Origin of the sequence: Affinundibacterium nitidum, assembly GCF_014284155.1 — a bacterium.
Classification (GTDB): Bacteria; Pseudomonadota; Gammaproteobacteria; order Burkholderiales; family Burkholderiaceae_D; genus Undibacterium; species Undibacterium nitidum.
The window spans coordinates 123,464-149,280 of the sequence record NZ_JACOFZ010000002.1 but is presented as its reverse complement, the minus strand read 5'-3'; the positions used below and the strand labels follow the sequence as shown (position 1 = coordinate 149,280).

General features: G+C 47.0%; 21 protein-coding genes. 11 read left to right on the top strand and 10 right to left on the bottom strand.

Annotation, left to right across the window (positions count from 1 at the left end; all coding sequences use genetic code 11):
* Positions 1 to 69 precede the first annotated feature (69 nt).
* Both mnmA and H8K36_RS08195 read right to left on the bottom strand, forming a co-directional pair.
* Positions 70 to 1,164 (bottom strand): tRNA 2-thiouridine(34) synthase MnmA, encoded by a 1,095-nt coding sequence (gene mnmA, locus H8K36_RS08200; protein WP_186916136.1) that lies wholly within the window; start codon positions 1,162 to 1,164, stop codon positions 70 to 72.
* A gap of 72 nt (positions 1,165 to 1,236) precedes the next feature.
* A complete protein-coding gene (locus H8K36_RS08195) occupies positions 1,237 to 1,725 on the bottom strand; it encodes an NUDIX hydrolase (protein WP_186916138.1) in 489 nt (162 codons plus the stop codon).
* Positions 1,726 to 2,431: 706 nt separating this feature from the next.
* Here H8K36_RS08195 and H8K36_RS08190 point away from each other — a divergent pair.
* The 3 genes from H8K36_RS08190 to H8K36_RS08180 all read left to right on the top strand — a co-directional run bounded on the left by H8K36_RS08190 (position 2,432) and on the right by H8K36_RS08180 (position 5,391).
* Entirely contained in the window at positions 2,432 to 3,547 is a 1,116-nt protein-coding gene (locus H8K36_RS08190) for a Re/Si-specific NAD(P)(+) transhydrogenase subunit alpha (protein WP_186916139.1), read from the top strand.
* A 69-nt stretch (positions 3,548 to 3,616) separates the two neighbouring features.
* Positions 3,617 to 3,943, top strand: a complete 327-nt coding sequence (locus H8K36_RS08185) for an NAD(P) transhydrogenase subunit alpha part 2 (protein ID WP_186916141.1) — start codon at positions 3,617 to 3,619, stop codon at positions 3,941 to 3,943.
* Entirely contained in the window at positions 3,943 to 5,391 is a 1,449-nt protein-coding gene (locus tag H8K36_RS08180; RefSeq protein WP_186916142.1) for an NAD(P)(+) transhydrogenase (Re/Si-specific) subunit beta, read from the top strand. The genes H8K36_RS08185 and H8K36_RS08180 overlap by 1 nt, the downstream gene beginning before the upstream one ends.
* Positions 5,392 to 5,613: 222 nt before the next feature.
* On the opposite strand, the gene H8K36_RS08175 is transcribed toward H8K36_RS08180, so the two are convergent.
* From H8K36_RS08175 to H8K36_RS08160, 4 genes are all read right to left on the bottom strand, one after another.
* Positions 5,614 to 5,772, bottom strand: a complete 159-nt coding sequence (locus tag H8K36_RS08175) for a hypothetical protein (protein WP_222611175.1) — start codon at positions 5,770 to 5,772, stop codon at positions 5,614 to 5,616.
* A 261-nt stretch (positions 5,773 to 6,033) separates the two neighbouring features.
* Positions 6,034 to 6,357: a low molecular weight protein tyrosine phosphatase family protein gene (locus H8K36_RS08170; protein ID WP_186916144.1), complete on the bottom strand. Its 324-nt coding sequence runs from the start codon at positions 6,355 to 6,357 to the stop codon at positions 6,034 to 6,036.
* 56 nt (positions 6,358 to 6,413) lie between these two features.
* Complete coding sequence (locus tag H8K36_RS08165) at positions 6,414 to 6,917, bottom strand: CNP1-like family protein (RefSeq protein WP_186916145.1); 504 nt, start codon at positions 6,915 to 6,917, stop codon at positions 6,414 to 6,416.
* The gene (locus H8K36_RS08160; RefSeq protein WP_230404410.1) at positions 6,914 to 7,573 is read right to left on the bottom strand and encodes an RNA pyrophosphohydrolase; all 660 of its coding nucleotides are present in this window, start codon (positions 7,571 to 7,573) and stop codon (positions 6,914 to 6,916) included. Before H8K36_RS08160 ends, H8K36_RS08165 begins: the two co-directional genes overlap by 4 nt.
* 354 nt (positions 7,574 to 7,927) lie before the next feature.
* Between H8K36_RS08160 and H8K36_RS08155 the strand changes: the two genes are divergently transcribed.
* Positions 7,928 to 9,661: a proline--tRNA ligase gene (locus H8K36_RS08155; RefSeq protein WP_186916147.1), complete on the top strand. Its 1,734-nt coding sequence runs from the start codon at positions 7,928 to 7,930 to the stop codon at positions 9,659 to 9,661.
* Between the two features lie 83 nt (positions 9,662 to 9,744).
* Positions 9,745 to 10,335 carry a lytic transglycosylase domain-containing protein gene (locus tag H8K36_RS08150; RefSeq protein WP_408058390.1) on the top strand — a complete coding sequence of 197 codons (591 nt, stop codon included), beginning with the start codon at positions 9,745 to 9,747 and terminating at the stop codon, positions 10,333 to 10,335.
* Between the two features lie 42 nt (positions 10,336 to 10,377).
* Here the strand turns inward: H8K36_RS08150 and rlmF are convergent, their stop codons facing one another.
* The 4 genes from rlmF to H8K36_RS08130 all read right to left on the bottom strand — a co-directional run bounded on the left by rlmF (position 10,378) and on the right by H8K36_RS08130 (position 16,144).
* On the bottom strand, positions 10,378 to 11,355 hold the full coding sequence (gene rlmF, locus H8K36_RS08145) for a 23S rRNA (adenine(1618)-N(6))-methyltransferase RlmF (RefSeq protein WP_186916149.1): 978 nt from the start codon (positions 11,353 to 11,355) through the stop codon (positions 10,378 to 10,380).
* Between the two features lie 123 nt (positions 11,356 to 11,478).
* Positions 11,479 to 11,940, bottom strand: a complete 462-nt coding sequence (locus H8K36_RS08140) for an SWIB/MDM2 domain-containing protein (protein ID WP_186916151.1) — start codon at positions 11,938 to 11,940, stop codon at positions 11,479 to 11,481.
* A 436-nt stretch (positions 11,941 to 12,376) separates the two neighbouring features.
* Positions 12,377 to 13,735, bottom strand: coding sequence for a signal recognition particle protein (gene ffh, locus H8K36_RS08135; protein WP_186916153.1), 1,359 nt, complete (start codon positions 13,733 to 13,735; stop codon positions 12,377 to 12,379).
* Between the two features lie 246 nt (positions 13,736 to 13,981).
* Positions 13,982 to 16,144, bottom strand: a complete 2,163-nt coding sequence (locus H8K36_RS08130) for a S46 family peptidase (protein WP_186916155.1) — start codon at positions 16,142 to 16,144, stop codon at positions 13,982 to 13,984.
* Positions 16,145 to 16,482: 338 nt separating this feature from the next.
* Between H8K36_RS08130 and H8K36_RS08125 the strand changes: the two genes are divergently transcribed.
* The 6 genes from H8K36_RS08125 to H8K36_RS08100 all read left to right on the top strand — a co-directional run bounded on the left by H8K36_RS08125 (position 16,483) and on the right by H8K36_RS08100 (position 25,604).
* On the top strand, positions 16,483 to 17,292 hold the full coding sequence (locus H8K36_RS08125) for a cytochrome C assembly family protein (protein ID WP_186916156.1): 810 nt from the start codon (positions 16,483 to 16,485) through the stop codon (positions 17,290 to 17,292).
* Entirely contained in the window at positions 17,289 to 17,531 is a 243-nt protein-coding gene (locus H8K36_RS08120; protein WP_186916157.1) for a PP0621 family protein, read from the top strand. Before H8K36_RS08125 ends, H8K36_RS08120 begins: the two co-directional genes overlap by 4 nt.
* Entirely contained in the window at positions 17,528 to 19,267 is a 1,740-nt protein-coding gene (locus tag H8K36_RS08115; RefSeq protein ID WP_186916159.1) for a sensor histidine kinase, read from the top strand. The genes H8K36_RS08120 and H8K36_RS08115 overlap by 4 nt, the downstream gene beginning before the upstream one ends.
* 17 nt (positions 19,268 to 19,284) lie before the next feature.
* Complete coding sequence (locus H8K36_RS08110; RefSeq protein WP_186916160.1) at positions 19,285 to 20,694, top strand: sigma-54-dependent transcriptional regulator; 1,410 nt, start codon at positions 19,285 to 19,287, stop codon at positions 20,692 to 20,694.
* A gap of 678 nt (positions 20,695 to 21,372) precedes the next feature.
* A complete protein-coding gene (locus H8K36_RS08105; RefSeq protein WP_186916161.1) occupies positions 21,373 to 24,294 on the top strand; it encodes a ribonucleoside-diphosphate reductase subunit alpha in 2,922 nt (973 codons plus the stop codon).
* 122 nt (positions 24,295 to 24,416) lie between these two features.
* Positions 24,417 to 25,604 carry a ribonucleotide-diphosphate reductase subunit beta gene (locus H8K36_RS08100; protein ID WP_186916163.1) on the top strand — a complete coding sequence of 396 codons (1,188 nt, stop codon included), beginning with the start codon at positions 24,417 to 24,419 and terminating at the stop codon, positions 25,602 to 25,604.
* Positions 25,605 to 25,817: the final 213 nt, after the last annotated feature.

The following is a 25,817-nucleotide window of genomic DNA, read 5'->3' as shown; positions in this document are numbered from 1 at the left end:
TGCGGCGGGCTGCGATCATCAATGTTAAAAGCGGTCTTTGCCGCAATTACAAAAAGCCCGCGCCTCGCGTTATTTCGCAGCGTTGATAATGCCACCGCCCAAACATACATCACCATCGTACAAAACGGCCGATTGTCCGGGCGTGACCGCCCATTGTGCATCGTCAAAGCGCAATTGGAATTGCTCAAGGTTACCATCAAATGTGCAGGCCATATCGGGTTGGCGATAACGCGTTTTGGCCGAGAGTTTTTCAATCGACGGTGCTTGGCCGGCGATCCAACTGACTTGACCCGCTTCTAAAGCTTGCGACAACAGCCATGGATGATCGTGTCCTTGCACAGCATATAAGCGATTGTTCGGCACATCTTTACGTGCGACATACCAGGCGTCGCTGCTACCATCTTCTTTTTGACGTGATTTGATACCGCCAATGCCTATGCCTTTGCGCTGACCTAATGTATAGAAACTCAAACCTACGTGTTGGCCGATCACTTCTTCTTCAGGAGTGCGAATCTCACCGGGCGCGTAGGATAAATAACGATTCAAGAACTCACGGAAAGGGCGTTCACCGATAAAGCAAATGCCAGTTGAATCTTTTTTCTTGGCGTTCGGTAAATTAATTTGTTCGGCAATTTTGCGCACTTCGGTTTTGTTGATTTCACCTAGTGGGAATAAGGTGTTCTTCAATTGTGCTTGATTTAATCGATGTAAGAAATAACTTTGATCTTTGCTGGAATCGAGCGCCTTGAGCAATTGAAACTGGCCGTTAACTTCGCGGACGCGAGCGTAGTGGCCCGTTGCAATATAATCGGCACCGAGCTTCATGGCATGGTCGAGGAAAGCTTTGAATTTAATTTCGGCATTACATAAGACGTCGGGGTTCGGCGTGCGGCCGGCTTGATATTCACGTAAAAATTCCGCGAATACGCGATCTTTATATTCACTCGCGAAATTGACGGTTTCGATATCGACGCCGACCACATCAGCAACGCTGACGGCATCAATTAAGTCTTCGCGCGTTGAGCAGTATTCAGAATTGTCATCATCTTCCCAATTCTTCATAAACAGTCCAATGACTTCATAGCCCTGTTGTTTCAGTAACCATGCTGAAACTGAAGAATCTACGCCACCGGACATCCCGATGACTACACGTTTTTTACTCATTGCTTACCTGTGATTCAGAAATTGGAAAAAGGGAAGTGGTTTCGCCGTATATTTGTTGGTCGCCATTACACATCACTTGTTATTTACATTGGGGTGCGTGTACATCAACTGCAGCGGTGCTCGTTGCCCGGCTAAAAAATCTTCCAAACAACGCAACACTAAAGGGCTGCGGTGCTGGTCTTGGCAGGCGACGATCTCTTCGTAGGACATCCACATCGCGCGCAAGATGCCCTTATCCAAAGGCCGATCGTGCTTCGCCACAATTTGACCACAAAATGCAAAACGTAAATAGGTCACTTCCTCACCCGTTTTGGGTGAGATAAATTTCGACATATAGGTACCAACCAAAGCTTCTGGAACAAAATCATGTGCAGTTTCTTCGAGAGTTTCTCGAATCACTGCTTGTTCTAAGCTTTCGTGCGGATCAAGGTGGCCAGCGGCTTGATTGATTCTAATGCCATCAGGAGTGATCTCTTCAATCATCAAAAACTCTTGACGTCCTTGCTGTTGACGATGAACGACTGCAGCGACGGTGACGGAAGGCTTCCAGACATCAGACATGTCTTGTATCTCATATAAAACGGGGTTGATCAGGTCGTCATTTTACCCTTTGCGCCCGGCTTTCACAGCCGCACGGGCTAAAAATGCGCAACGCATTTGCTAATAAAGATTCTATCTATGCGTTTTGCTTTCATTTTTGTTGTAATTTTATTTATCTAAATGAGCGAAATACGGACTAGGTTTGATCGGTAAAATACAGGCGCAAGCCTTGTAGCGTGGGGCTTTCGGGGGTGAGTGTGAAGGCGAAGTTGCTTTGCATATGTATGGCGTAATCCAAAATCGCCAAATTTTGTTCGACTATTTCCTCGGAACTACCGTGACTTTGTTTTGTCGTTTTCGTGTAATATCGTTGTCGAATATTAAAGCTAGAATCAGCGTGTTATTGGAAATAAAGTCCTGACCTGTTTCCAATAACCATCGAAAGTTCATTTACCCTTGATGTTTTTGTCGCGTCCAAGTTTTATGTGTCTGGACGTTGGCGGTTCTTTACCAAAGACTCGCATCGATAGAGTAATCGAGGTCGGAAGTCATCACTTTTGATTGTTTTAAACGTTTTACTCGGCAGCTTCGATGAAATAGCTGAGAAAAATAGGGCAACGCAAGATAGTCCTGGCAGATGCCAGTGTCTGCTTTGAGGTAGTTCTAGAAATAAGTCTTTTGAACGACGGCGCAAATTTACGACATACAACAAACTGAGGAGTACTCTATGAGAATCGGCATTCCCGCCGAAACACGGGCGGGCGAAACACGAGTCGCAGCGACCCCTGAAACGATCAAAAAATACGTCAATGCTAAACACGAAGTGATTGTGCAAGCAGGCGCAGGCATTAGCTCATCGATTACTGATGAAGCTTATCAAGCGGCTGGCGCTACCATCGGTAGTGCGGCAGATGCTTTTGGCGCTGACTTAGTGCTGAAGGTGCGCGCACCTTCCGCTGAAGAACGTGCATTGATTAAATCCGGCACGGTTTTAGTTGGCATGCTCAATCCATTTGATGCAGACAATATCGCAGCGATGGCAGCGCATGGCATTACAGCATTCTCACTGGAAGCGGCACCGCGCATTACACGTGCGCAATCGCTTGACGTCTTGTCATCGCAAGCTAATATCGCTGGTTATAAGGCGGTGATGTTGGCAGCCAACACTTACCAACGTTTTATGCCTATGTTGATGACGGCGGCGGGTACCGTGAAAGCGGCACGCGTTTTGATCATGGGTGTAGGTGTCGCCGGCTTGCAAGCAATTGCGACAGCTAAACGATTGGGCGCGGTGATTGAAGCGTCCGACGTGCGTCCACCTGTTAAAGAGCAAGTCGAATCTCTTGGTGCGAAATTTATCGACGTGCCATTTGAAACCGATGAAGAGCGTGAAATTGCCAAAGGCGTGGGCGGCTATGCTCGTCCTATGCCTGCGGCATGGATGGAGAGACAAGCTGCCTTGGTTCATGAACGCGCTAAGCAAGCCGACATCATCATTACCACAGCTTTGATTCCTGGTCGTAAGGCGCCAACCTTGATCTCGGAAGAAACCGTGAAAGCGATGAAACCCGGATCCGTGATCGTCGATATGGCGGTCGAGCAGGGTGGTAACTGTCCTTTGTCCGAGCTGAATAAAACCGTCACCAAATATGGCGTCCACATTATTGGTGAACCAAATTTGGCGACGCTAGTAGCAGCGGATGCTTCAGCTCTTTATGCGCGTAATATTCTCGATTTCTTGAAACTGATTATTGATAAGGACGCCAATTTGGCGGTCAATAAAGAAGATGAGATCGTCGTCGCAACCATGATGTGTTCAGGTGGTGAAGTGTTACGTAAATAAGATCGTGATGCAAATGCATATTGGCGAGTGATTTAAGCAATTTAACGAATTCTGGAAAGTGAGCTTGAGATGGAAGTGAGTCATACCCTGACCAACCTGATCATTTTTGTGTTGGCAATTTATGTCGGTTACCACGTTGTGTGGACCGTTACTCCTGCGCTGCATACGCCTTTGATGGCGGTAACCAACGCGATTTCCGCGATTATTATCGTCGGTGCGATGTTAGCTGCAGGCTTGACTGAAGGCGCCTTGGCGCAGGTGATGGGGACGTTAGCCGTTGCCTTAGCTGCGGTCAATGTGTTCGGTGGCTTCTTAGTTACGCAAAGGATGTTGGAAATGTTTAAGAAGAAGGAACCGAAGGCTCCGGCGAAGACTGATTCTAAGGAGGCGCAATAATGAGTATGAATTTGGTGACGATGCTGTACCTGATTGCATCGGTATGTTTTATTCAAGCGCTCAAAGGACTGTCACATCCATCCACTGCACGTAAAGGCAATGCCTTCGGTATGGTCGGTATGGCGATTGCAGCCTTCACGACAATCGCCTTGATTGTCAAACTAAAGAACGAAGCCATTGGTGGTGCGAACCTCGGCTATGGTTTGGTGGCTCTTGGCGTAATCGTTGGTGGCGGTATCGGTGCTACTTTGGCCAAACGTGTCGAGATGACTAAGATGCCAGAACTGGTCGCAGCGATGCATTCCTTGATTGGTTTGGCGGCGGTTTGTATTGCGGTGGCTGTTGTTGCAGAACCTTGGATCTTCAATATCACGACACGTGATGCAGCGATTCCGTTTGGTAACCGTATTGAATTGTTCATTGGTACCTTTGTCGGTGCGATTACTTTCTCTGGCTCCGTGATCGCCTTCGGTAAATTGTCTGGTAAGTATAAATTCCGTCTGTTCCAAGGTGCGCCAGTGACTTTCTCTGGTCAGCATATGTTGAACCTGGTATTGGCGATCGCGATGGTCGGCCTCGGTTTGGTATTCTGTTTTGATGCGAATGTGGCTCCTGCGTGGACCCCATTCTTGCTGATGACGGCAATTGCCTTTGTACTTGGTGTGTTGATCATCATTCCAATTGGTGGCGCCGATATGCCAGTGGTGGTATCGATGCTCAATAGTTATTCTGGTTGGGCAGCAGCAGGTATCGGCTTCTCACTCAATAACTCGATGTTGATTATTGCCGGCTCATTGGTGGGTTCTTCTGGTGCGATTCTTTCATACATCATGTGTAAAGCGATGAATCGTTCCTTCTTCAATGTGATCTTGGGTGGTTTCGGTGGTGCGCCAGCGGAAGCCGCAGCAGGTGGTGCCGTACAACGTAATGTGAAATCCGGTTCTCCAGACGACGTCGCCTTTTTGCTTGGTAATGCTGAAACGGTGATTATCGTTCCGGGCTATGGTTTGGCAGTGGCACGTGCGCAACATGCTTTGAAAGAATTGACCGAGAAGTTGACGCACAAAGGCATTACGGTCAAGTACGCGATTCACCCAGTAGCAGGTCGTATGCCAGGTCATATGAATGTGTTGTTGGCAGAAGCTGAAGTGCCTTACGATCAAGTGTTCGAGATGGAGGACATTAATAGCGAATTTGGTCAGGCTGACGTGGTCTTGGTATTGGGCGCGAATGACGTGGTTAACCCCGCGGCTAAAGATCCAAAATCACCGATTGCTGGCATGCCTATTTTGGAAGCCTATAAAGCGAAAACCGTTATCGTTAATAAGCGTTCTATGGCCTCAGGTTATGCTGGGCTCGATAACGAATTGTTCTACATGGATAAAACCATGATGGTCTTCGGCGATGCTAAGAAAGTTATCGAGGATATGGTGAAAGCCGTAGAATAAATTCAATTGTGGGGCGCATTACGTTGTTGCAAAGCCTCGCGATAATGAGGTATCGCTTCATGGTGCAATAAATTCGGCGCCTAGCGCTGCATGCCCAACATTGAATTTCTACGGTTCTAATAGCGCTGTCAAATATGAAAAACCACCTTGCTTGTGCTTGGTGGTTTTTTTGTTTGTGTGTATGTGTTCAGTAACTGTTCGTATCAACGCTAGGGCTGGAATCTACGCTGCAGCTGCTTGATCCTGAGTCCCAACTTGAATTAGAGGATGACGTACTGTCACTAGCCACCACATCGTTGCAGTTGCTTGGTGCAACGTTGTTGTCTTGCTCGGGTGCTGAGTGACGATGTGTTTGAGTTTGGACTTGCGAGCTTTGGTCATTGCTATCGTCAGTTGTGAAGATCGGCACATCGTTCCAGCTCTTATCAGTGTTGGATGGTTTTGGCGGCTTTGAACTTTGCCCCTGCGAACGCAGGACCATGTATCCGATGATAACGACTGCGACCGGTGCAATAAAGAGTAGAGGGTACATAGCAGATTTCACAATGAATTGGATGGAAACTTGAGTGTAAACCAAAATCAGAAAAAATGCATAAATGTCATTTTTTTATGAAAACAATATTCTTCGTTTTTTTGTACAATTTACGCCAAGAACCGGCTAACTTTAGACTTCAATAATTGAATCAAGACAGGATCCATGTACTCGTACTCATCAGGAATATCGAGGCAAATGATGCGTTTGCCGTTAAGGTAGGTTCGAAATTTTTTTGAGAGTTTGGCGCGGTGAGCTTTTTCCATCACAAAGATCATGGTAGCCCACGCAATCTGCTCTGAGGATAGTGGCGTGATCGCATCGTTACCTAGGCCTGCTGAATCAGTTTCAACGTTTGGCCATTCGGCAAAAATAGACTCTGCTGTGGGGCTGCGGAGTCTATTTTGAGTACAAATAAAAAGTACGCGCTTCAAGGAGTGTCAGAGTTTGAACTTAAGTATTTAGCTTGATGGAGCGGTCAAAGCGGCAATTATGGAGAACGCTGCAGAGATTCATTGCGACGAATTCTATGCAAAATCTTGTCGATGCTGCCGGAGATACGGTCGTAGTCGCAGACGAAATCCCATGCCAATGTGCTGTGCTGACGATTCACCCCGCTATTACTAATGCTCTCCCAATCGGTACGACGAGATTCTGACCAAGATCCGTCTTTTCGTCCAAAGGCAAATAGACGTTTCTGCTTGGTTTCACAGAGCAAACCTTCATAGCTGACATTGCTTGCACCGGACCTGCTTTTACCCACCATGGTGTAACGCAGGCTTCCATCAGCCGCGATAGTGATCGATTTTGTGTCGAGATAGAAGCTTTGGGTGTCGCTTTCGTAGAACAAGAGCAAACTCGCGGCATCTGGTGCGGACGGCAGCACCAATGGGCTTTCACTGAAAACCTTTTTTTCTTCCACATTTTGCGCCGCTACTGCAAAGGAAGCGCACAGGGCGGCAAGGCTTAATAAGCTTAGCGATAACTTTTTCATAATGCGGCATCCTTGGTATCTGCTGAGAGGAATTCTGGTGTCGGCGCTACCTCTATCGGTGCAGTGAGCGTATCGCTATTAGGCTGCCGTGCTTCGATTCCAGCATTCCCGTTCGTTGCATTTTCATTGCGACGATCTCGTCCCTTGTGTGGGCCACGCGGATGCGGCTTACGGTAGTTCTCGCCGCGATGAATAAAGCGCGACAACTCCTGTAACGCAAGTTGATAAACACCACGTTTAAATTCAATCACAGTGTCGAGTGGTACCCAATAATCATGCCAACGCCATGCATCAAATTCAGGATGGCTGCTCGCACGTAAATTGACGTCGCAATCACGGCCCACCATGCGCAGCAAAAACCAAATCTGTTTTTGACCACGGTAGTGGCCGCGGATCTCGCGTTTGATGAAATGATCGGGAACTTCATAGCGTAACCAGTCACGGGTACGACCTATGATTTTGACGTGCTGAGGTAGCAAGCCAGTTTCCTCTTCCAATTCGCGGAACATGGCTTGTTCCGGCGATTCGCCATACTTAATGCCGCCTTGAGGGAATTGCCATGAATGCTCGCGCACTCGCTTGCCCCACCAGACTTCATTATTGGCGTTCAGCATAATAATGCCTACGTTAGGCCTAAAGCCTTCACGATCCAACATGGTTGACCCCAATTTCTTTTGTGGCCAGCGCTGAACTTAGACGCAAGTCGACAGACGGACGAAGTTTTTTAAGGACTCTAGGCGCGCGTTAGTGCAAAAAGCGCAAAAAACGGGCGAAAAAAGCCTTCAAATCTTAAAAAAGTGCATTTAAGCAGTCGAATCCATCATCAAAAGTGCAAACAGTGAGCGCATGAGCCAGCATATCCTTTAAAATTGAGTTGATTATAACCTAGTACTTCTCAAAAAAAGTTCCAGCGTTGTTGTATCTTTCTTGGCAAGCTTCAAAGTGGGCCAAGGGAAGTATTGCTGCCGGAAACTTTTCGGAAGTTTCATTTTTTGAAAAGAAACAAAGCTATGCGCGCTACCCGTTTTTTCATTTCTACTCTAAAAGAAGCTCCAGCAGATGCGGAGATTGTGAGCCACAAGTTGATGATGCGTGCCGGCATGATCAAACGCCTTGGCGCCGGTATCTACAATTACATGCCGATGGGCTTGCGCGTCATTCGTAAAGTTGAAAAAATTGTACGTGAAGAAATGGATCGCGCTGGCGCCATCGAAATGCTAATGCCGGTCGTCCAACCAGCTGAGTTGTGGCAAGAGACCGGTCGCTGGAACAAAATGGGTCCAGAATTGATGCGCGTGAAAGATCGTCATGGCCGTGATTACGCTATTCAACCAACGTCGGAAGAAGTGATTACTGATGTTGTACGTTCGGAACTGAAGTCTTACCGTCAGTTGCCTGTCAACTTTTATCATATTCAAACCAAGTTCCGTGATGAACGCCGTCCACGTTTTGGTTTGATGCGCGGTCGTGAATTCACGATGAAAGATGCTTACTCTTTCGACCGTGATTTAGATGGTCTGAAAAAGTCCTACCAAAATATGTACGACGCTTACACACGCATCTTCAATCGCTTTGGTTTGCAATTTAGAGCGGTTGCTGCCGACAACGGCGCGATTGGTGGCACAGGCTCACATGAATTTCACGTGATTGCGGACACAGGCGAAGACGCCTTGGTTTACTGCCCAACGTCTGATTACGCGGCCAATATGGAAGCAGCCGAAGCAGTCTCGTTATTGGCAGAACGTCAGCCAGCGAACGCAGCATTGACGAAAACGGCAACACCATCCAAATCTAAATGTGAAGATGTGGCAGCTTTGCTTGGTATTCCATTGGAAAAAACCGTGAAGTCGATTGTGTTGACCGTCGAGATCGAAGAAAAAGAGCAGATCAAGAAACAAGTTTGGTTATTGCTCTTACGCGGCGATCATGAACTCAATGAAATCAAAGCGAGCAAAGTGCCAGGTTTGGCGAACTATCGTTTCGCGACGGAAGATGAAATCGTTGAGCATTTCGGCACTAAACCAGGCTACCTCGGCCCGATTAACACAAAATTGCCAGTGAAGATCGTAGCTGATCGCACGGTGGCGATGATGGGTGATTTCGTTTGCGGTGCGAATGAAGAAGATTTCCACTTTACCGGCGCTAACTGGGTGCGCGATGTGGCCGAGCCAGTAGTGGCTGATTTGCGTAATGTAGTGGCAGGCGATCCATCTCCAGATGGCAAAGGCGTGTTAGCGATTCAACGCGGCATCGAAGTTGGTCACGTTTTCCAACTCGGCACAAGCTACTCTGAAGCGATGAAAGCAACTTACCTCGACGAAAATGGTAAGCCACAAATCCTGCAAATGGGCTGTTACGGCATTGGTATCACACGTATTTTGGGTGCCGCGATTGAACAGAATTTCGACGATAAAGGCATCATTTGGCCAACTTCGATCGCACCGTTTGAAGTGGTGATCTGCCCTATGGGGATGGAAAAGAGCCCAGCGGTTAAAGAACAAGCAGAAAAATTGTATGCGGAATTGAGTGCAGCCGGCGTTGATGTCTTGCTTGATGATCGCGACCTGCGCCCCGGTGCGATGTTTGCTGACTGGGAGCTGATCGGTGTCCCCCATCGCGTGGTCATCGGTGACCGCGGCTTGAAGGAAGGCAATCTCGAATACAAAGGCCGTCGTGATGCGGAAGCAAGCAATGTGGCAATCGCTGATATGTTCAACTTCTTGCAAGCTAAATTGAAGTCTTGATTTTGACGACTATGCAGTTGTGTAGTGAACGATACACAGAAACGCGGAGGGGCAGCAGCATCAAGCGCCTCCGCGTTTGCCTTTTGCTGCCTGCTATTGTTCTATCGCTAGTGGTTTCAAGCGTATCGCATGCAGGCAATCAAAAAGAAGAAGCGATTGCCGATTCTGTACGTCTGGCGTTAGCAAAAGTCATTGCCGACCCCAGGCCGCCAAAACCTAGCTTCGATAAAATCGAAGAGCGTATTAAATATCTGCATTGGTTAGGCGAGATGTCCGATCGACTCACACGCCGCATTCCCGACCGTCAAACTCGACTCGAACTATTAGAAACCATTTGGTATGAGTCTAAACGAGCAGGCTTAGAGCCTGCGATGGTGATGGGCTTGATGCAAGTGGAATCAGGCTTCAAGAAATACGCCACCTCGATTGTTGGTGCGCGTGGTTACATGCAAGTCATGCCGTTCTGGTCGCGTGTCATTGGCGATGGCGATCCGAAAAAACTCTTCCATATGCAAACCAATCTCCGTTACGGTTGTTCCATATTACGTATGTATATCGATATGGAAGGCGGCAATCTCTATCTAGCACTCGGCCGATATAACGGCAGCCGTGGTCGCCCTGAATATCCCAACGCTGTTTTAGCGAATTGGAAGAATTGGGAGTTCAAAGGATAAACGGCGTTTACCCGGTGCCTAATTTGGACATCACTCGGCAAGTCACCAGCGTAGCTTAGCCCACGATGCTTGTTGGCTCGGCGTCAGAAAAGTCCAAGCAATAAAGCGACTTTGTTTTTGTCCTTGTTGCATCTCTATCGTTTTGATTTGTAATGCCTGTACGCGTTTGAGTAATTTGATGAGCGTTGTTAAGTTTGAGGCTTTCGATACTAAACAAGTAAACCAAAAACATTGGGTTTTGAACAGAGCGCTTTCCAGAATCATTTTTTCGATGAATGCAGCCTCACCGCCTGGACACCACAACTCGGCGTCGGTGCCACCGAAATTAAGTGTTGCTTTCTTATTGGCGTTTTGATTGCCAAGGTTTTTCCACTTTCGTTTGGTACCTGCTTCAGCGTCTTCCAAAGAGGCGTGAAAAGGTGGATTGCACATGCTGAGGTCAAACCATTCGTCTGCCCCAATCACATTTCGAAAAATCGCATTTGCATCTCCTTGTTTGCGTATTTCAATTTGTTTTGCGATTGATGGATTGGCCTCAAGAATCCCTTGCACATTCGATAGCGATGATTGGTTGATGTCGCTTGCAACGAAATGCCATGCATATTCGCTAGCACCAAGGAGCGGGTAGACGCCATTTGCACCAGTCCCTATGTCGAGCACATGAATGCTTGATTTCTTTGGTGTCTTGCCATGGTTGCTCATCTTTAGAAGGTCGGCGAGGTAATGAATGTAATCGACGCGTCCCGGAATTGGCGGGCACAAATTACCATCTGGAATATTCCATCCACGAATATTGTATTGCGAGGTGAGTAGTGCACGGTTCAAGGCTTTGACCGCTGCTGCCTGACTAAAATCGATGCTCAATATGCCTGCTAGATTCGCTTGTACGAAGTCAGCTAACCGCGGTTCAGGGTTGACTTCATCGGCAGCAATCAATTGTTTAAAATCGTACTCGCCCTGATGTTTGTTACGGGGATGGAATATGGCTTGCCTTTTGGGCGCATTGACTGAAATAGACATAAGCAGAAGAGTAGAGAGCTACAAACAAAAACGCCCGCGCGATGCGGGCGTTTTTGTTTGGGATTGGGGTTGAATAATCATCCCCAGGAATTGCCCAAAGCAATATGGAAATCGTTTCCCAGATTAGGAAAGATGACCAGAAATGAGTTTAGTCATTTCAAACATAGAGACTTGTTTCTTGCCACCGAAAACGGCTTTCAACTTGTCATCTGCATTGATATTGCGTTTGTTAGCTTCATCTTGCAGCTTGTGCTTCTTGATGTATTCCCAGATTTTTTTCGTGACTTCAGTACGTGGCATTGGTGCTGCACCGATCACTGCTGCCAAAACTGGAGACAAAGTCATTGGCTTCATGAATGCTGCATTTGGCTTACGTGCTGCTGCTGGCTTTTTCGCTGCTGCTGGTTTTTTAGCTGCTGGCTTCGCTACTGCTTTAGCTGGTTTCGCTGCTGCTTTAGCTGGCTTTGCTGCTGGTTTAGCTGCTGCTTTTGCTACTGGTTTTTTCGCTGCTGGTTTAGCTGCCGCTTTCGCTGCAGGTTTTTTTGCTGCTGGTTTAGCTGCTGCTTTTTTTGGTGCTGTTGCCATATTGAGGCTCCTTCACAATTGTCTTGAAAATGCGCCATTTCACGCAGTGCTTATAGTGGTGCTGTTTATCGAGTGATGCAAGTGTTTTTTTTTAGTTTTCGTAAAAAAACTGTGAGAAATCATGCGTAGCGCCACTTTCAGAGGGAAAAATGTCGTTTTTCCTCTGCAGAATAGAGAAAACGAGAGACAGATTCGTGTGAGAAACGCTTAGCCGTGAAAGAAAAAAATAGACTCTGCTGAACGAAGAGATGCCAAAGCACAGTGAGAAATAAGGAGGAAAAAAGAGAGAGGGCTTTTGATTTGAAAAAACAACGGGCGATTTGCCTGCAGAAATGCAGTTTTGCTGAGGCCGTAATAGGCGCTAAAGACAGCAATGAAGGCTTACGTTAAGGGACGCAACGGTGGATTGCGCCCCCCAATCGGAGATATGTGATAACTAACGCATCATGCCCTTCAAGCCGCGCATCATTTTCATCATGCCGCCACCTTTGAGTTTTTTCATCATGCTCTGCATTTGTTCAAATTGCGCCAACATGCGGTTGACTTCTTGAATTTGGACGCCTGCACCCGTCGCAATACGACGTTTGCGAGATGCTTTGATCAGTTCTGGTTTACTGCGCTCCAGCGGCGTCATGGAGTTGATGATGCCCTCCATGCGGCGCATGTTTTTCTCTGCGTGATCCATGTTGGCGCCAGACGCTGCTTGTTGAAATTGTGCTGGGAGTTTATCCATCAAGCTGGACAGGCTACCCATATTTTTCATCTGTGCGAGCTGCGCTTTAAAATCGTTCATATCGAACTTGCCGCCCACTTTGATCTTTTCCGCTAATCCTTTAGCGGCTTCGATATCCATGCCTTTTTGAGCGGATTCGACCAAGGCCAGAATATCGCCCATACCGAGAATACGGTTGGCCATGCGCGTGGCGTCGAAAGCTTCGAGACCATCAAGTTTCTCGGAAACACCAGCAAATTTGATCGGTTTACCCGTGACATGGCGTACGGAAAGCGCCGCACCACCGCGTGAATCACCATCGAGTTTAGTGAGCACTACGCCAGTCAACGGCAACGCATCGTTAAATGCTTTTGCCGTATTGACTGCGTCTTGACCGAGCATGGCGTCAACCACGAACAAGGTTTCAATAGGTTTGACGGCAGCATGAACGGCGGCGATCTCTTGCATCATCGCTTCATCGATACCGAGGCGACCCGCTGTATCGATGATCAAGACTTCATGATGATGCTTCTTGGCCCAATCAAGCGCAGCGAGAGCGATATCGACAGGTTTATCATTGATCGTGGTGGGGAAGAAATCCGCGCCGGCTTGCGCAGTGACTGTTTCGAGCTGACCAATCGCAGCGGGACGATAAACGTCGGCAGAGACCGTCAATACTTTTTTCTTTTTGGTTTCACGTAAATAGCGCGCTAATTTACCAACGGTAGTGGTTTTACCCGCACCTTGTAAACCGGCCATCAAGATGATCGCCGGCGGCTGTGTGGCGAAATTGAGTTCCGAAGCGTTCTCACCTAAGTCTGCACCGATTAAGGAAGCCAATTCTTTTTGTACGACACCGACCAAAGCTTGACCTGGTGTAAGTGAGCCGATGACTTCTTCACCCATCGCTTTTTCTTTAACGCGGGCGATCAGTTCGCGCACGGCAGGCAACGCTACGTCAGCTTCGAGCAAAGCCATGCGCACTTCGCGCAGCATGTCAGCGGTGTTGGATTCGGTCAAACGGGCTTCGCCGCGCATCGTTTTCACGACTTTAGCAAGGCGTTGGGTTAAATTGTCGAGCATAGTGAACCTTCAATCAGAAATCAGTGGCTGCATCAGTCGAAAGAAAATACTGAGGCCGAGAGACATATAAAAATACGTCGATAAGCTGCCATTTTACCCGAAAAGGGCTGTGCTCCGAAGCTTTGGCAACTGGCATTGGCAGCTAGATGTTGCCGGTTGGGTGGGTTTTGTACGCATGTGTGAATAAAAAAAGCCATGCCGACGTAGGTCGGCATGGCTTTATTGTTGAAGCTAAATAACTATTACTTATTCGGCGTTCATTTCTTTTAACAAGTTATCAGCCTTGTCGACGTGTTTCATCTGCCACAACATGTAGCGCAAGTCGACTTGAATAGAACGGCTTGACGCTTTGTTGTAATCCCAGTCAGCAATGATGGAATCGAGCGTGCCATCAAATGCCAAACCAATAAATTCACCCTTTGAGTTCAAGGCCGCAGAACCGGAGTTTCCGCCTGTGATATCGAGGGTTGCGAGGTAGTTCACCGGCACAGTTTTTAACGTTGGATCAACGAACTTACCGAAGTCTTTGGCTTTGATTGCCGCCAATTGATTCGCTGGTGCATTGAATTCACCTGTGCCAGTTGCTTTCGCTGCCACACCTTTCACGGTCGTGAACGCTGTCCAAGTTGTGCCATCAGCACCGAATGGGCGGCTCGCAACTTTACCGAAAGTAACACGTAAGGTGCTATTGGCATCAGGGTAAACCGCTTGACCTTTGCTCTTCATGTAAGCAATTTTTGCCTTCATATAGCTGGCATAGGCTTTTTGCGTATTACCGCCTGTTTCTTGATCTGCCATTTCGCGTTTCATGCCTTCTTCGTACATAGCGACGGCGGCTTTAATGAAGCTATCGTTGCTCGTTTTGAAGTCGTCAACGGATTTATTCAACCAAGAAGCACGGAATGCTTTGTCACCAAATTGGCTACCTGCATACATCGTGTCGAGAAGCGCTTTCAACTGGTCTTTACTCATGCCATCTTTGATGCCCATCGCGCTATCAAAATTGGCGTTACGTTCCGCCGCTGGTGCTGCTGCGTATTTGACCAAGCTATTCAAGACCAAAGCCTTGTCGACTTTTTCATCGTAGCTGCGTTCGACACCATCAATACCGGCTTTGAATCGCGGTAAGTCACGGTCTTGGAAGCCTGCACGACGATCTGCGTTCGGCTTGGTTTTTTCATGGGCCAAACGATACAAAGTGCGTGCTGTTGACAAGAAACGTGGGTAAGAAGAGGCGAGGTAAGACTCCTTCTTTGCCGTTGCATCGCGCTTAGCGTAGATTTCTTCAATCTTATCGATATCTGCTGCAAATTCTGCTTTTGTCTTTGGATTGGAATTGACCCAAGCTTTCAATTCAGCGTGTTCTTTGGTTTTACGTTCCAAAATATCGCTACCTTCGTAGCTATCGAGCATACCTTGGCGATTTTTGTAGTAGTTATTGATGTTAGCCACCATGCCCGCATACTTTAACGAGGCATCTTTGTTATCTTTAGTTTCGTTGGCGATGATCGCTAAAGTTTCTGCTGAATTTTTGACGAAATTTGGATATTCAAAATCAAAAGTGTATGCAATTTCAGACGGCAAACGATGACGATTAGTACGGCCAGGGTAGCCCAATACCATCACGAAATCACCTTCTTTCAAGCCATCTTTAGCCAATTTCAAGAAATGTTTTGGTACGTAAGGAACATTGTCTTTGCTGTATTCAGCAGGCTTACCGTCTTTGCTAACGTAGGCGCGATAGAAGCCATAGTCACCGGTATGACGTGGCCACATCCAGTTGTCAGTGTCGCCACCAAATTTACCTACACCTTCGGCTGGCGCATGGACTAAACGAACGTCTTTGATTTCCATTTGTTTGATTAAATAGAATTCGAGGCCGCCGTAGAAAGTAGGGATGCTGCAACGGAAGCCAGCTTCTTTTTCACAATCTGCAACCATTGTTTTTTGATTTTTTTCGATCGCTTCTACGCGTGCTTTGCCTGTGAGTTTGGCGACATCTGCGTTGATAATCTTATCGCTCACGTTCGTCACATCAGTGGTCACGAAGATGCGTGAGCCTGGAGCAGCGGGGACCTCTTCCGCCAAAGTTTTGGCCAAGAAACCGTTGGCCAAATAGTTGTGTTCTGGTGTGGACGCGCGAGCAACACTGTCATAAACGCAGTGATGGTTAGTCGCGACCAAGCCTTGTGGGGATACGAATGAAGCCGAGCAGCCTCCGAGGCTGACGATGGCTCCCATCGGGAATTCTGTGAGTTTCGTCAAACTAGCAGGGTCTAACTTAAGACCAGCGGCCTTTAACTGTTTGGCGATTTGTGGCAACTGTTGTGGCATCCACATACCTTCATCGGCATGGGCTACCGCACTCATGGTGGCGAGGGCAGCAAGGGCGAAAAGTGATTTTTTCATTATGTATCCTGCAAAAAATAAATCTTAATAATAAATTCTCTTGAGAATTCCAAAGGGTTGTTTCTATCAATTGCTCAGCTTGTGGCTATTCAATTTTACTCGGTTTGAAATCAGACTTCTTTGGGTGCTAGGAGTATCTAGAAGCGAATGCGCAACGTCAAGCGATTAGCGCAGGTCAAGGTGTGAAAAAAACAGAAAAAGTGGGCGGCTGTTGTTATTGGACTAGTGAGTCGCAGCGGAAAAGTTAGGGAAAGTTGCCCAAAGGGACTTATTTTGCGTTAGCGCAGAAACTCCTATATTGCCGGAAAACTTTTTTCAACATAGTGTAAACTTAGTGGATGCTAACTCAAATCTCCCTTATTGCAGCTCTCTTATACGCGATCTGCACCTTCATTCCTAGCAAGCGCAAATGGACAGCGCTATGTGTGGCGGCATTTGCCTGGGCCCTGCATGGACTGGCTCTAGGGATGAATATTTATGCTGATGCTGCGTTGCGGGTAGGGTTTGCGACCATGTGGTCCGCCGCAATTTGGGTTTCTGTGCTGGTCTTTCTAGTTGAAAACCGAAATTTCTCATTAGATGGTTTACGTTTCCTGGTATTACCACAAGCCGCATTGACTGTTGTATTGCCTTTGTTTTTCCCCGGAAGCTTAATTTCCTTGTTGGGTAAGACGGCTATGTTTCCTTGGCACGTGGGCATCGCGCTCCTAGCCTACAGTACCTTGAGTATTGCAGCATTTCATGCATTGGTTATGTATGTGCAAGACAGACACCTGCATAAAATGCGAGGACGTTCGGTGCAAACTTGGTTAGAAAAAGCGATAGATCAATTACCAGCGCTACTCAAAATGGAACAGCTGCTTTTTATATTAGTGAGCATCGGCTTTATTTTGCTTAGCTTAACGGTATTATCGGGAGTAGTGTTTTCCGAGCAGGTACTCGGCGTTGCCTTTAAGTTAGACCACAAGACAGTGCTTTCTTTATTCTCTTGGGTGCTATTTGCGACCCTGTTGATAGGCCGGCAATGGAAAGGGTGGCGCGGAAAAGCCGTGTTACGAATGACCTTGTTCGGATTCTTGTTTTTACTATTGGCTTATGTTGGTAGCCGTTTTGTTTTGGAAGTATTGCTGCATAGGAGTGTGATGTGAGAGTACTGGTTTGGTTCTTATTAGCCTTCATCGTTTATCTCGCGTTGCGGAAGAAGTTCATTTCCAATCTCAAGTCGACTCATTCCAATGGCTCTTTTGCGTCGCCACCAGCGGCGAGTGAAGCCGGCGAGGCCATGTTAGCTTGTGCCCATTGCCAAGTATTTATTCCTGCATCCGAGGCGGTGTTCCGCAATGAGATCGCTTACTGCTCGGTTGAACATGCTGACGTCTCCCGATGACGAATAAAAGCCTTTCCTCTAACGCCGCGAGTTCTACATTGTGGCGATCGCTCCAGACATTTAATGTGTCGCGAGTTTTAATCGCGATCATCTTAATTACCTACCTCGGCATTAAATCAAACCGCGATACTTGGCAGCTTGACTTAGTATTGCTCAAGGCTGTAACCGCTGCCTATTTGATGTTTGCCGTCGCGTTTGTTGTGCTCAAGGCGCGTTGGCCTTCGCGCTTCATGTTGCAGCTTGTCTCTCAGATTAGTCTTGATCTATTAGTCATTTCGATTTTATATATAGGCGCAGGTGGCAGTAAAAGTGGTTTAGTCATTCTGTATTTGTTTCCTTTGGCCGGTGCAGGGATTCTTGGATCACTCTTATTAGCGTCAAGTTTTGTCTCTGCCGTATCGCTCTTCTTGTTGGTCGTGAATGCATATCAGGTCTTGCAAAGCGACGATAGTAATTTAATTTCGCAGGCTGGTTTGTATGGGGCAACCTATTTCGCGGTAGTGTATGTACTCAATCGTCTAGCCCGCAATTTGATCGGACAAGAGGAATTAGCTCGACAACGCGGTTTTGAACTCGCTTTGCAACAAGCGATCAATCGCACCGTGATCGCGGATATGGAAGATGGTGTATTGGTCATTGATCAATACGGCTATTTATTTGAGTCTAATCCTGCTGCAAATCGCATGTTAGGCCTAGATGCTTTGGAATTGGATGGCTCGCTGCAGATCAAATTAGGGCAGATTCCATTTCTGATACCAATCGCTGAAGCGCTCGAAAAATGGACGGATGGACAGCAAGCTCACACTACTACTTGGTTACGGCAAGAGGGTGCATCTTTCGTCGTCATTAGACAGTTCACAGGTCACTCAAGGTTGTCGACCGAAGAGTCGAATGCGGAAGACAGCCTAGATACAGGAACGCATCTCAAATTGAGGTTTGTCGCGATCGATGATAGCGAATTTGATCATCTAGAAGGGGCTGCAACACCTTGTACGATCATCTTCATGCAAAACGTGTCGGATATTGAAAATCAAGCTCAGCAGCTAAAACTAGCGTCGATGGGACGCCTGACAGCCAGTATCGCCCACGAAGTACGCAATCCTCTGTCCTCGATTTCTTACGCGACATCGCTCCTCGGTGAAGACGTTCAAAATGAGATGCAATCGCGTCGCCTATTGAAGATAGTAGAAGACAATGTAGCGCGCCTAAATAAACTGATCGAAGATATTTTGAAATTATCTCGTAAGGCGCAAACGAATTTGCAGCCAATTTTATTAAAAAATGAGTTGCAGGAAATTGTTCAGGAGTTTGTAGAGACACGCGGTATCGCCAACGATACGATCCAACTTCAAGATATGGGTCAATTTTATGTGACGTTCGACCCTGGGCATTTGCATGAAGTTATTACCAATCTTTTATCAAACGCAGTACGTTACGCGAGTGGTAAGTCAGGAAGTATCCGTCTGACGATTAAAATTACCAATGGAAATCGTCGTGAGTTGCATATTCAAGATGACGGTCCTGGCATCTCTGCATCAGTCCGTTCACATTTGTTTGAACCCTTTTATACGACGTCTAGTAAAGGCACCGGTCTCGGATTGTATATGGCGAGGGAACTGTGTTTAAATAATCACGCGGTACTTGATTATGAGTATCGTAATGATGAAACTTCTACCAATTGGATAGAACCGGGCGGCCGGTTCGTTATCAACTTCTCTTCCACTGATAAAGTATGAGCGTCAACGAATCAACTATGAAGCCACGTATACTCGTGATTGACGACGAGGCCCATTTGCGTGAGCTGCTTGAGATTACGTTGATTAAAATGGGACTCGATGTTGATAGTGCTGAGACCTTGGAAATCGCACGGGGTTTGTTGGCAAAAACTGCTTATTCTCTGGTTCTAACGGACATGCGCTTGCCGGATGGTTCAGGTTTGGAGATGGTTGAGTTGGTCACAAACACCCATAAGAACACTCCGATCGCCGTGATTACTGCGTTTGGTAGCGCTGAAAATGCGGTAATTGCGTTAAAAGCAGGTGCGTTCGATTATGTTTCAAAACCTGTTGCTCTTGACCAGCTCCGAAAATTAGTTCGTTCAGCTTTGCAAATGCACGAAGTTAAACCTGCTGATGAAGTAGTTGAAGTGCTGGTCAAGCCTGCCAGCCCTTCTTTCTTAATCGGTAGTTCGCCTGAGATCCAACATGTTCGCTCACAGATTGGTCGCTTGGCACGCAGCATGGCGCCAGTGATCATCACAGGTGAGTCGGGTAGTGGTAAAGAACTCGCGGCCCGCGAGATTCACCGTAATAGTGGGAGAGCGGAGAAACCATTTATCGCGGTCAACTGTGGCGCTATTCCTGAGATGTTGATGGAAGCAGAATTTTTCGGATACCGAAAAGGTGCCTTTACCGGCGCAAACGATGATAGAGACGGTTTCTTTCAAGCGGCTAACGGTGGAACCTTAATGCTCGACGAAGTGGCGGATCTGCCTTTGGCAATGCAGGTTAAACTTTTGCGTGCTATTCAAGAAAGACGGGTTCGTAAAGTTGGTGCGACCAACGAAGAAGCCGTTGATGTTCGAATTTTAAGTGCAACGCATCAAAATTTGGCAGACTGCGTCACTGCTGGGAAATTCCGTCAAGATCTTTATTATCGTCTGAATGTGATCGAGCTGGTGTTGCCACCACTGCGCCAACGTCTCGATGATGTTGAAGAATTGGCTAGCGCTATCTTATTGAAGTTGGCAACGCCAGGTTATTCAATCAAACTCAATCAAGCAGCACTTCAAGCACTCAAACTCTATGAGTTCCCTGGTAATGTTCGGGAGCTAGAAAATATTCTTGAACGGGCGGCCGCATTCGCCAATGATGGAATAGTCGATGTCATCGATCTTGGGCTGCGAAGTCAACATAGCCTGCCGGATCAACGATCTCGCAATGCCAACGACCAAACCCTAAATTTAGGCGACGATAGCGAAGTTTTTGTTAAGCCTGATTTTCCCTGCAGTTTGCCGGAATACTTGGAAGCAATCGAGAGAGACGTCATTCGTGCCGCCTTGCGTCGTACTCAAAATAATCGAACCCAAGCGGCCGACTTACTCGGTGTTAGTTTTAGACAGCTTCGTTACTCAATTCAAAAGTTGAAAATTTCCGACGAATAGTTTTCCTCTTTAGACCAGTCAGCTTGGTCCGACTTGCCGCTGGAAATTTACTTGCAAAAAATGCTGATCGCTTTGCCATCACATCTTTCTCATTTCCTATATTTAGTGTTTTGAGAGCGTATTTTTTAAGCAAATCACCTAAATGTAGTGTCAAATTTGCGACACTGCTTTTCTCACTTTTGTCCTCAAAAACATCTAATGCACATCATTTAAGCAGTTGAATGTTAGTGCCCGCTCACTCTCTCACATGCATAGTTTTGTGGGTTCTTTAAAGTCAAACAGAACTCAAACTGAATTCAAAAATAAACTTGGTGTTTGTAAAAAAAAGCGGTTGCGCTCTTACCGCCTCGGCACTAGAATTAGTGCAAATAAAAATAAACGCACTAGATCTAGTGGTTTGAGAAAAGTTTCTCTCGGTTATTTTTTTCTGCAATTGGTCCCCGTTTTTACATGTTAAGTGCGCCATGGATGTGTGCTTGAAGAGTTGATGGCTCGGACTAATACGCAAATAAGTCGTTGAAGTGATGGTTAATTTCAGGTGTGCGCACCTGGTGAATTTGAGCAGTAGCAGTACGTTGTATTAAGTGTGTGGTAGTGAACATGCAGTAATGATTACGTAGTGGCAGCACAGACATCGCAACACAATCATATTAATAAGACCCTGAACCTGGAGGCGAAATGCACTCTTCTATAGAAACATCACCTATTCAATCGTTTGATTCCGCGGCCTATGCAAGCTTGGAGGCGAGTACTCCAGCTGCGACCGCTAGCTATAATGATTACCGTATCATCCGTCGTAACGGAGCGGTAGTTGGATTCGAACCGTCCAAGATCGCGATCGCGGTAACGAAGGCATTCTTGGCAGTGAATGGTGGGCAAGGTGCCGCCTCTGCACGTATTCGTGAATTGGTTGAACAGTTGACGTCAACGGTAGTAAATGCATTGATGCGTCGCCAGCCCGCAGGTGGCACTTTCCATATTGAAGATATTCAAGATCAAGTCGAATTGGCCTTGATGCGTTCTGGTGAACACGATGTGGCGCGCGCATATGTGTTGTACCGTGCAAAGCGCATGGAAGAGCGTCGTTTGCAATTGGAAGCACAGGCAGCTGGCAAGCCAAGCGCCGTGGTTCCTCAAATTCATGTTGTTGTTGATGGTCGTCCGCAATTATTAGAAGTAAGCCAAGTTCGTGCATTGATCGATGCAGCTTGTGTCGGTTTAGAAAAGTTGGTTGATGCAGAAGCGATTCTGATCGAAACTTTGAAGAATTTGTACGATGGCGTACCGGTCGAAGAATTGCATAAATCTGCAATCTTGGCCGCACGTGCGATGATGGAAAAAGAACCAGCGTACAGCCAAGTGACGGCACGTTTGCTGTTGCATACAGTTCGTAAAGAAGTGTTCGGTCGTGAAGTGGCACAAAAAGATGCGGCAACAGAATACGTAGAATATTTCCCTAAATTCGTCAAAAAAGGTATCGAAGCTGGTTTGCTTGACGCGAAGCTGGGACAATTTGATCTGAAGAAATTGGCGAACGCGATCGTGAGCGACCGTGACTTGCAGTTCGGTTACCTCGGTCTGCAAACTTTATATGACCGTTATTTCTTGCATATCCGTGATGTTCGCATTGAAATGCCACAGGCTTTCTATATGCGCGTCGCTATGGGCTTGGCTTTGAATGAGATCGATCGTGAGGCGCGTGCGATTGAATTCTACAACTTGTTGTCGACTTTCGACTTCATGAGTTCGACTCCAACACTATTTAATAGTGGTACACAGCGTTCACAATTGTCGTCTTGCTATTTGACGACGGTTGCCGATGATCTCGACGGCATCTACGAAGCGATCAAAGAAAATGCGTTGTTGGCCAAATACGCAGGTGGTTTGGGTAATGACTGGACGCCAGTTCGTTCTTTAGGCGCGCACATCAAAGGCACAAACGGTAAATCGCAAGGTGTGGTTCCATTTTTGAAAGTGGTGAACGACACTGCAGTTGCAGTGAACCAAGGCGGTAAGCGTAAAGGTGCGGTCTGTGCTTACCTTGAAACTTGGCATATGGACGTGGAAGAATTCTTGGAATTGCGCAAAAACACAGGTGACGATCGTCGCCGTACGCATGACATGAATACTTCTAACTGGATTCCTGACTTGTTCATGAAACGTGTGATGGAGAAGGGCGATTGGACTTTGTTCTCACCTTCCGACGTTCCAGATTTGCATGATAAGTTCGGCAAATCCTTCGAAGAGGCTTACACAGCATACGAAGAAAAAGCGGCACGTGGTGAGATCAAGTTGTCAAAGAAAGTAGCTGCACTCGACTTGTGGCGCAAGATGTTGTCGATGTTGTTCGAAACTGGCCATCCATGGATTACATTTAAAGATCCATGCAACATCCGTTCTCCGCAACAGCATGTGGGCGTGGTTCATAGCTCAAACTTGTGTACAGAAATTACATTGAACACCAACGACAGCGAAATCGCCGTATGTAATTTGGGTTCAGTGAACATGCCAGCACACATGAAAGATGGCAAACTTGATCACGAAAAACTCAAGCGTACGATTACAACGGCGATGCGTATGTTGGATAACGTTATCGACATTAACTACTACGCTGTGAAAAAAGCACGTGACTCGAACTTGCGTCACCGTCCAGTTGGCTTGGGTATTATGGGCTTCCAAGATTGCTTGCACATGATGCGTATCCCTTATGCGAGTCAAGAAGCGGTGAGTTTTGCCGATACATCGATGGAAGCAGTGTGCTACTACGCTTACTTAGCATCCACCGAATTGGCGCAAGAACGTGGTCGTTATAGTTCTTATACAGGTTCTTTGTGGGATCGCGGCATCTTGCCACAAGACTCCGTTAAGTTATTGGCGCAAGAACGTGGTGGCTATTTGGAAGTGGACTCCTCTGAAACGATGGATTGGGCAATTGTTCGTGATCGTATCAAGCAATATGGTATGCGTAACTCTAACTGCGTGGCGATTGCGCCAACGGCGACAATCTCTAATATTATTGGTGTCGCTGCTTGTATTGAGCCAACTTACCAAAACCTGTACGTGAAGTCGAACTTGTCCGGTGAATTCACTGAGATCAATGAGCACTTGGTGCGTGATTTGAAAGAGCGTGGTTTGTGGGATGACGTCATGATCTCCGACTTGAAATACTTTGACGGTAGCTTGGCGAAGATCGATCGTATTCCAGAAGATCTGCGTCAACTCTACGCGACCGCGTTTGAAATCAGCCCAACTTGGTTGGTGGAAGCGGCTTCGCGTCGTCAAAAATGGATCGACCAAGCACAGTCTTTGAACATCTACATGGCGGGCGCTTCTGGTAAGAAGTTGGACGAAACTTACAAATTGGCGTGGTTACGCGGTTTGAAAACAACTTACTACTTGCGCACAATCGGTGCAACGCATACAGAGAAGTCGACAACTAAGACAGGTTCTCTGAATGCAGTGGCGGTTGACGGTGGTTCGGGCGGATTTGCAGCAGCGGCAGCCGATGTGGCAGCCTTGCCAGCGGTTGAGGCGGAAGGCGCAGCATGCTACTTGCGTCCTGGTGACCCTGGCTTCGAAGAGTGCGAAGCTTGCCAATAAAAGAGGAAGAGCTTTGCGATTTGATGTGACGCAAAGCTTTTTCTACTACCTAGAAGACAATTTAAGAATATTTAACAAAACCCGTCGACCTAGAAAGTCGGCGGTGTATAAAAGGAACTCACATGCTCTCTTGGGATGATGAAGTAGCGCCAGCGGCTCCAGCCCCGCGCCAAGCACCACCAGCAGCACCAACTGCATTCGATCAATTTCAAACACGTATGCAAACGCAAGACGTAGCGTTGAACCCAGCCTTGGTTACGAAACCTGTGACGGTTTCTGCAGAGGACGTAGCTCGTCGCGTGAATGCTGCGGACAAGCGTATTATCAATGGTCAGACTGACGTCAACCAACTCGTACCGTTCAAATATAAATGGGCGTGGGATAAATATTTGGCAGGTTGTGCAAACCATTGGATGCCACAAGAGATCAATATGCAGCGCGATATCGAGCTCTGGAAAAACCCAAATGGCTTGAGTGAAGATGAGCGTCGTTTGGTAAAACGTAATCTCGGATTCTTCGTTACTGCAGATTCTTTGGCTGCAAATAATATTGTGCTCGGCACTTATCGTCACATCACTGCGCCTGAATGTCGCCAGTATTTATTGCGTCAAGCGTTTGAAGAAGCGATCCACACGCATGCATACCAGTACATCGTTGAGTCGCTTGGTTTGGATGAGGCAGAGATCTTCAATGCCTACAACGAAGTCGAATCGATTCGCGATAAAGATCAGTTCTTGATTCCATTTATCGATGTTCTGACAAACCCGGAATTCAAGACTGGCACTACGGAAGCGGACCAAACGCTGTTGCGCTCGTTGATCGTTTTTGCGTGTTTGATGGAAGGACTTTTCTTCTATGTTGGCTTCACACAGATCCTCGCGCTCGGTCGCCAAAATAAAATGATGGGTGCTGCGGAACAATACCAGTACATCTTGCGCGACGAGTCGATGCACTGCAATTTCGGAATCGATTTGATCAACACAATCAAAATGGAGAACCCACATTTGTGGACCGCTGCATTCCGTGAAGAGATTAAATCGTTGTTTTTGCGTGCGGTGGAGTTGGAATATCGTTACGCAGAGGATACAATGCCGCGAGGAGTGCTCGGCTTGAATGCGCCAATGTTCAAAGGCTATTTACGATTCATCGCAAATCGTCGCGCACAACAAATTGGACTTGACGTTTTGTTCCCACAAGAAGAAAATCCGTTCCCGTGGATGAGCGAAATGATCGATCTGAAAAAAGAGCGTAACTTCTTTGAGACCCGTGTCATCGAATATCAAACAGGTGGTGCACTCAATTGGGAATAAATTTTTGTAGTCGAAGATGTTCAGGACTGAAATCGCAAAGCGATTGAAACAGCGAAACGCGGTGCTTGAACAAGAAAGGCTTCACAAAACTGAATGAACTTGATTGACTCATTCGAATTGCTAAATTTAAAGCGCGAACCCGGCGAGGCTGGGTCTCGCGCATTTGTGTTTTCTAAATCTACGTCTACACTGGTAGATATGTGAAAGAATTCC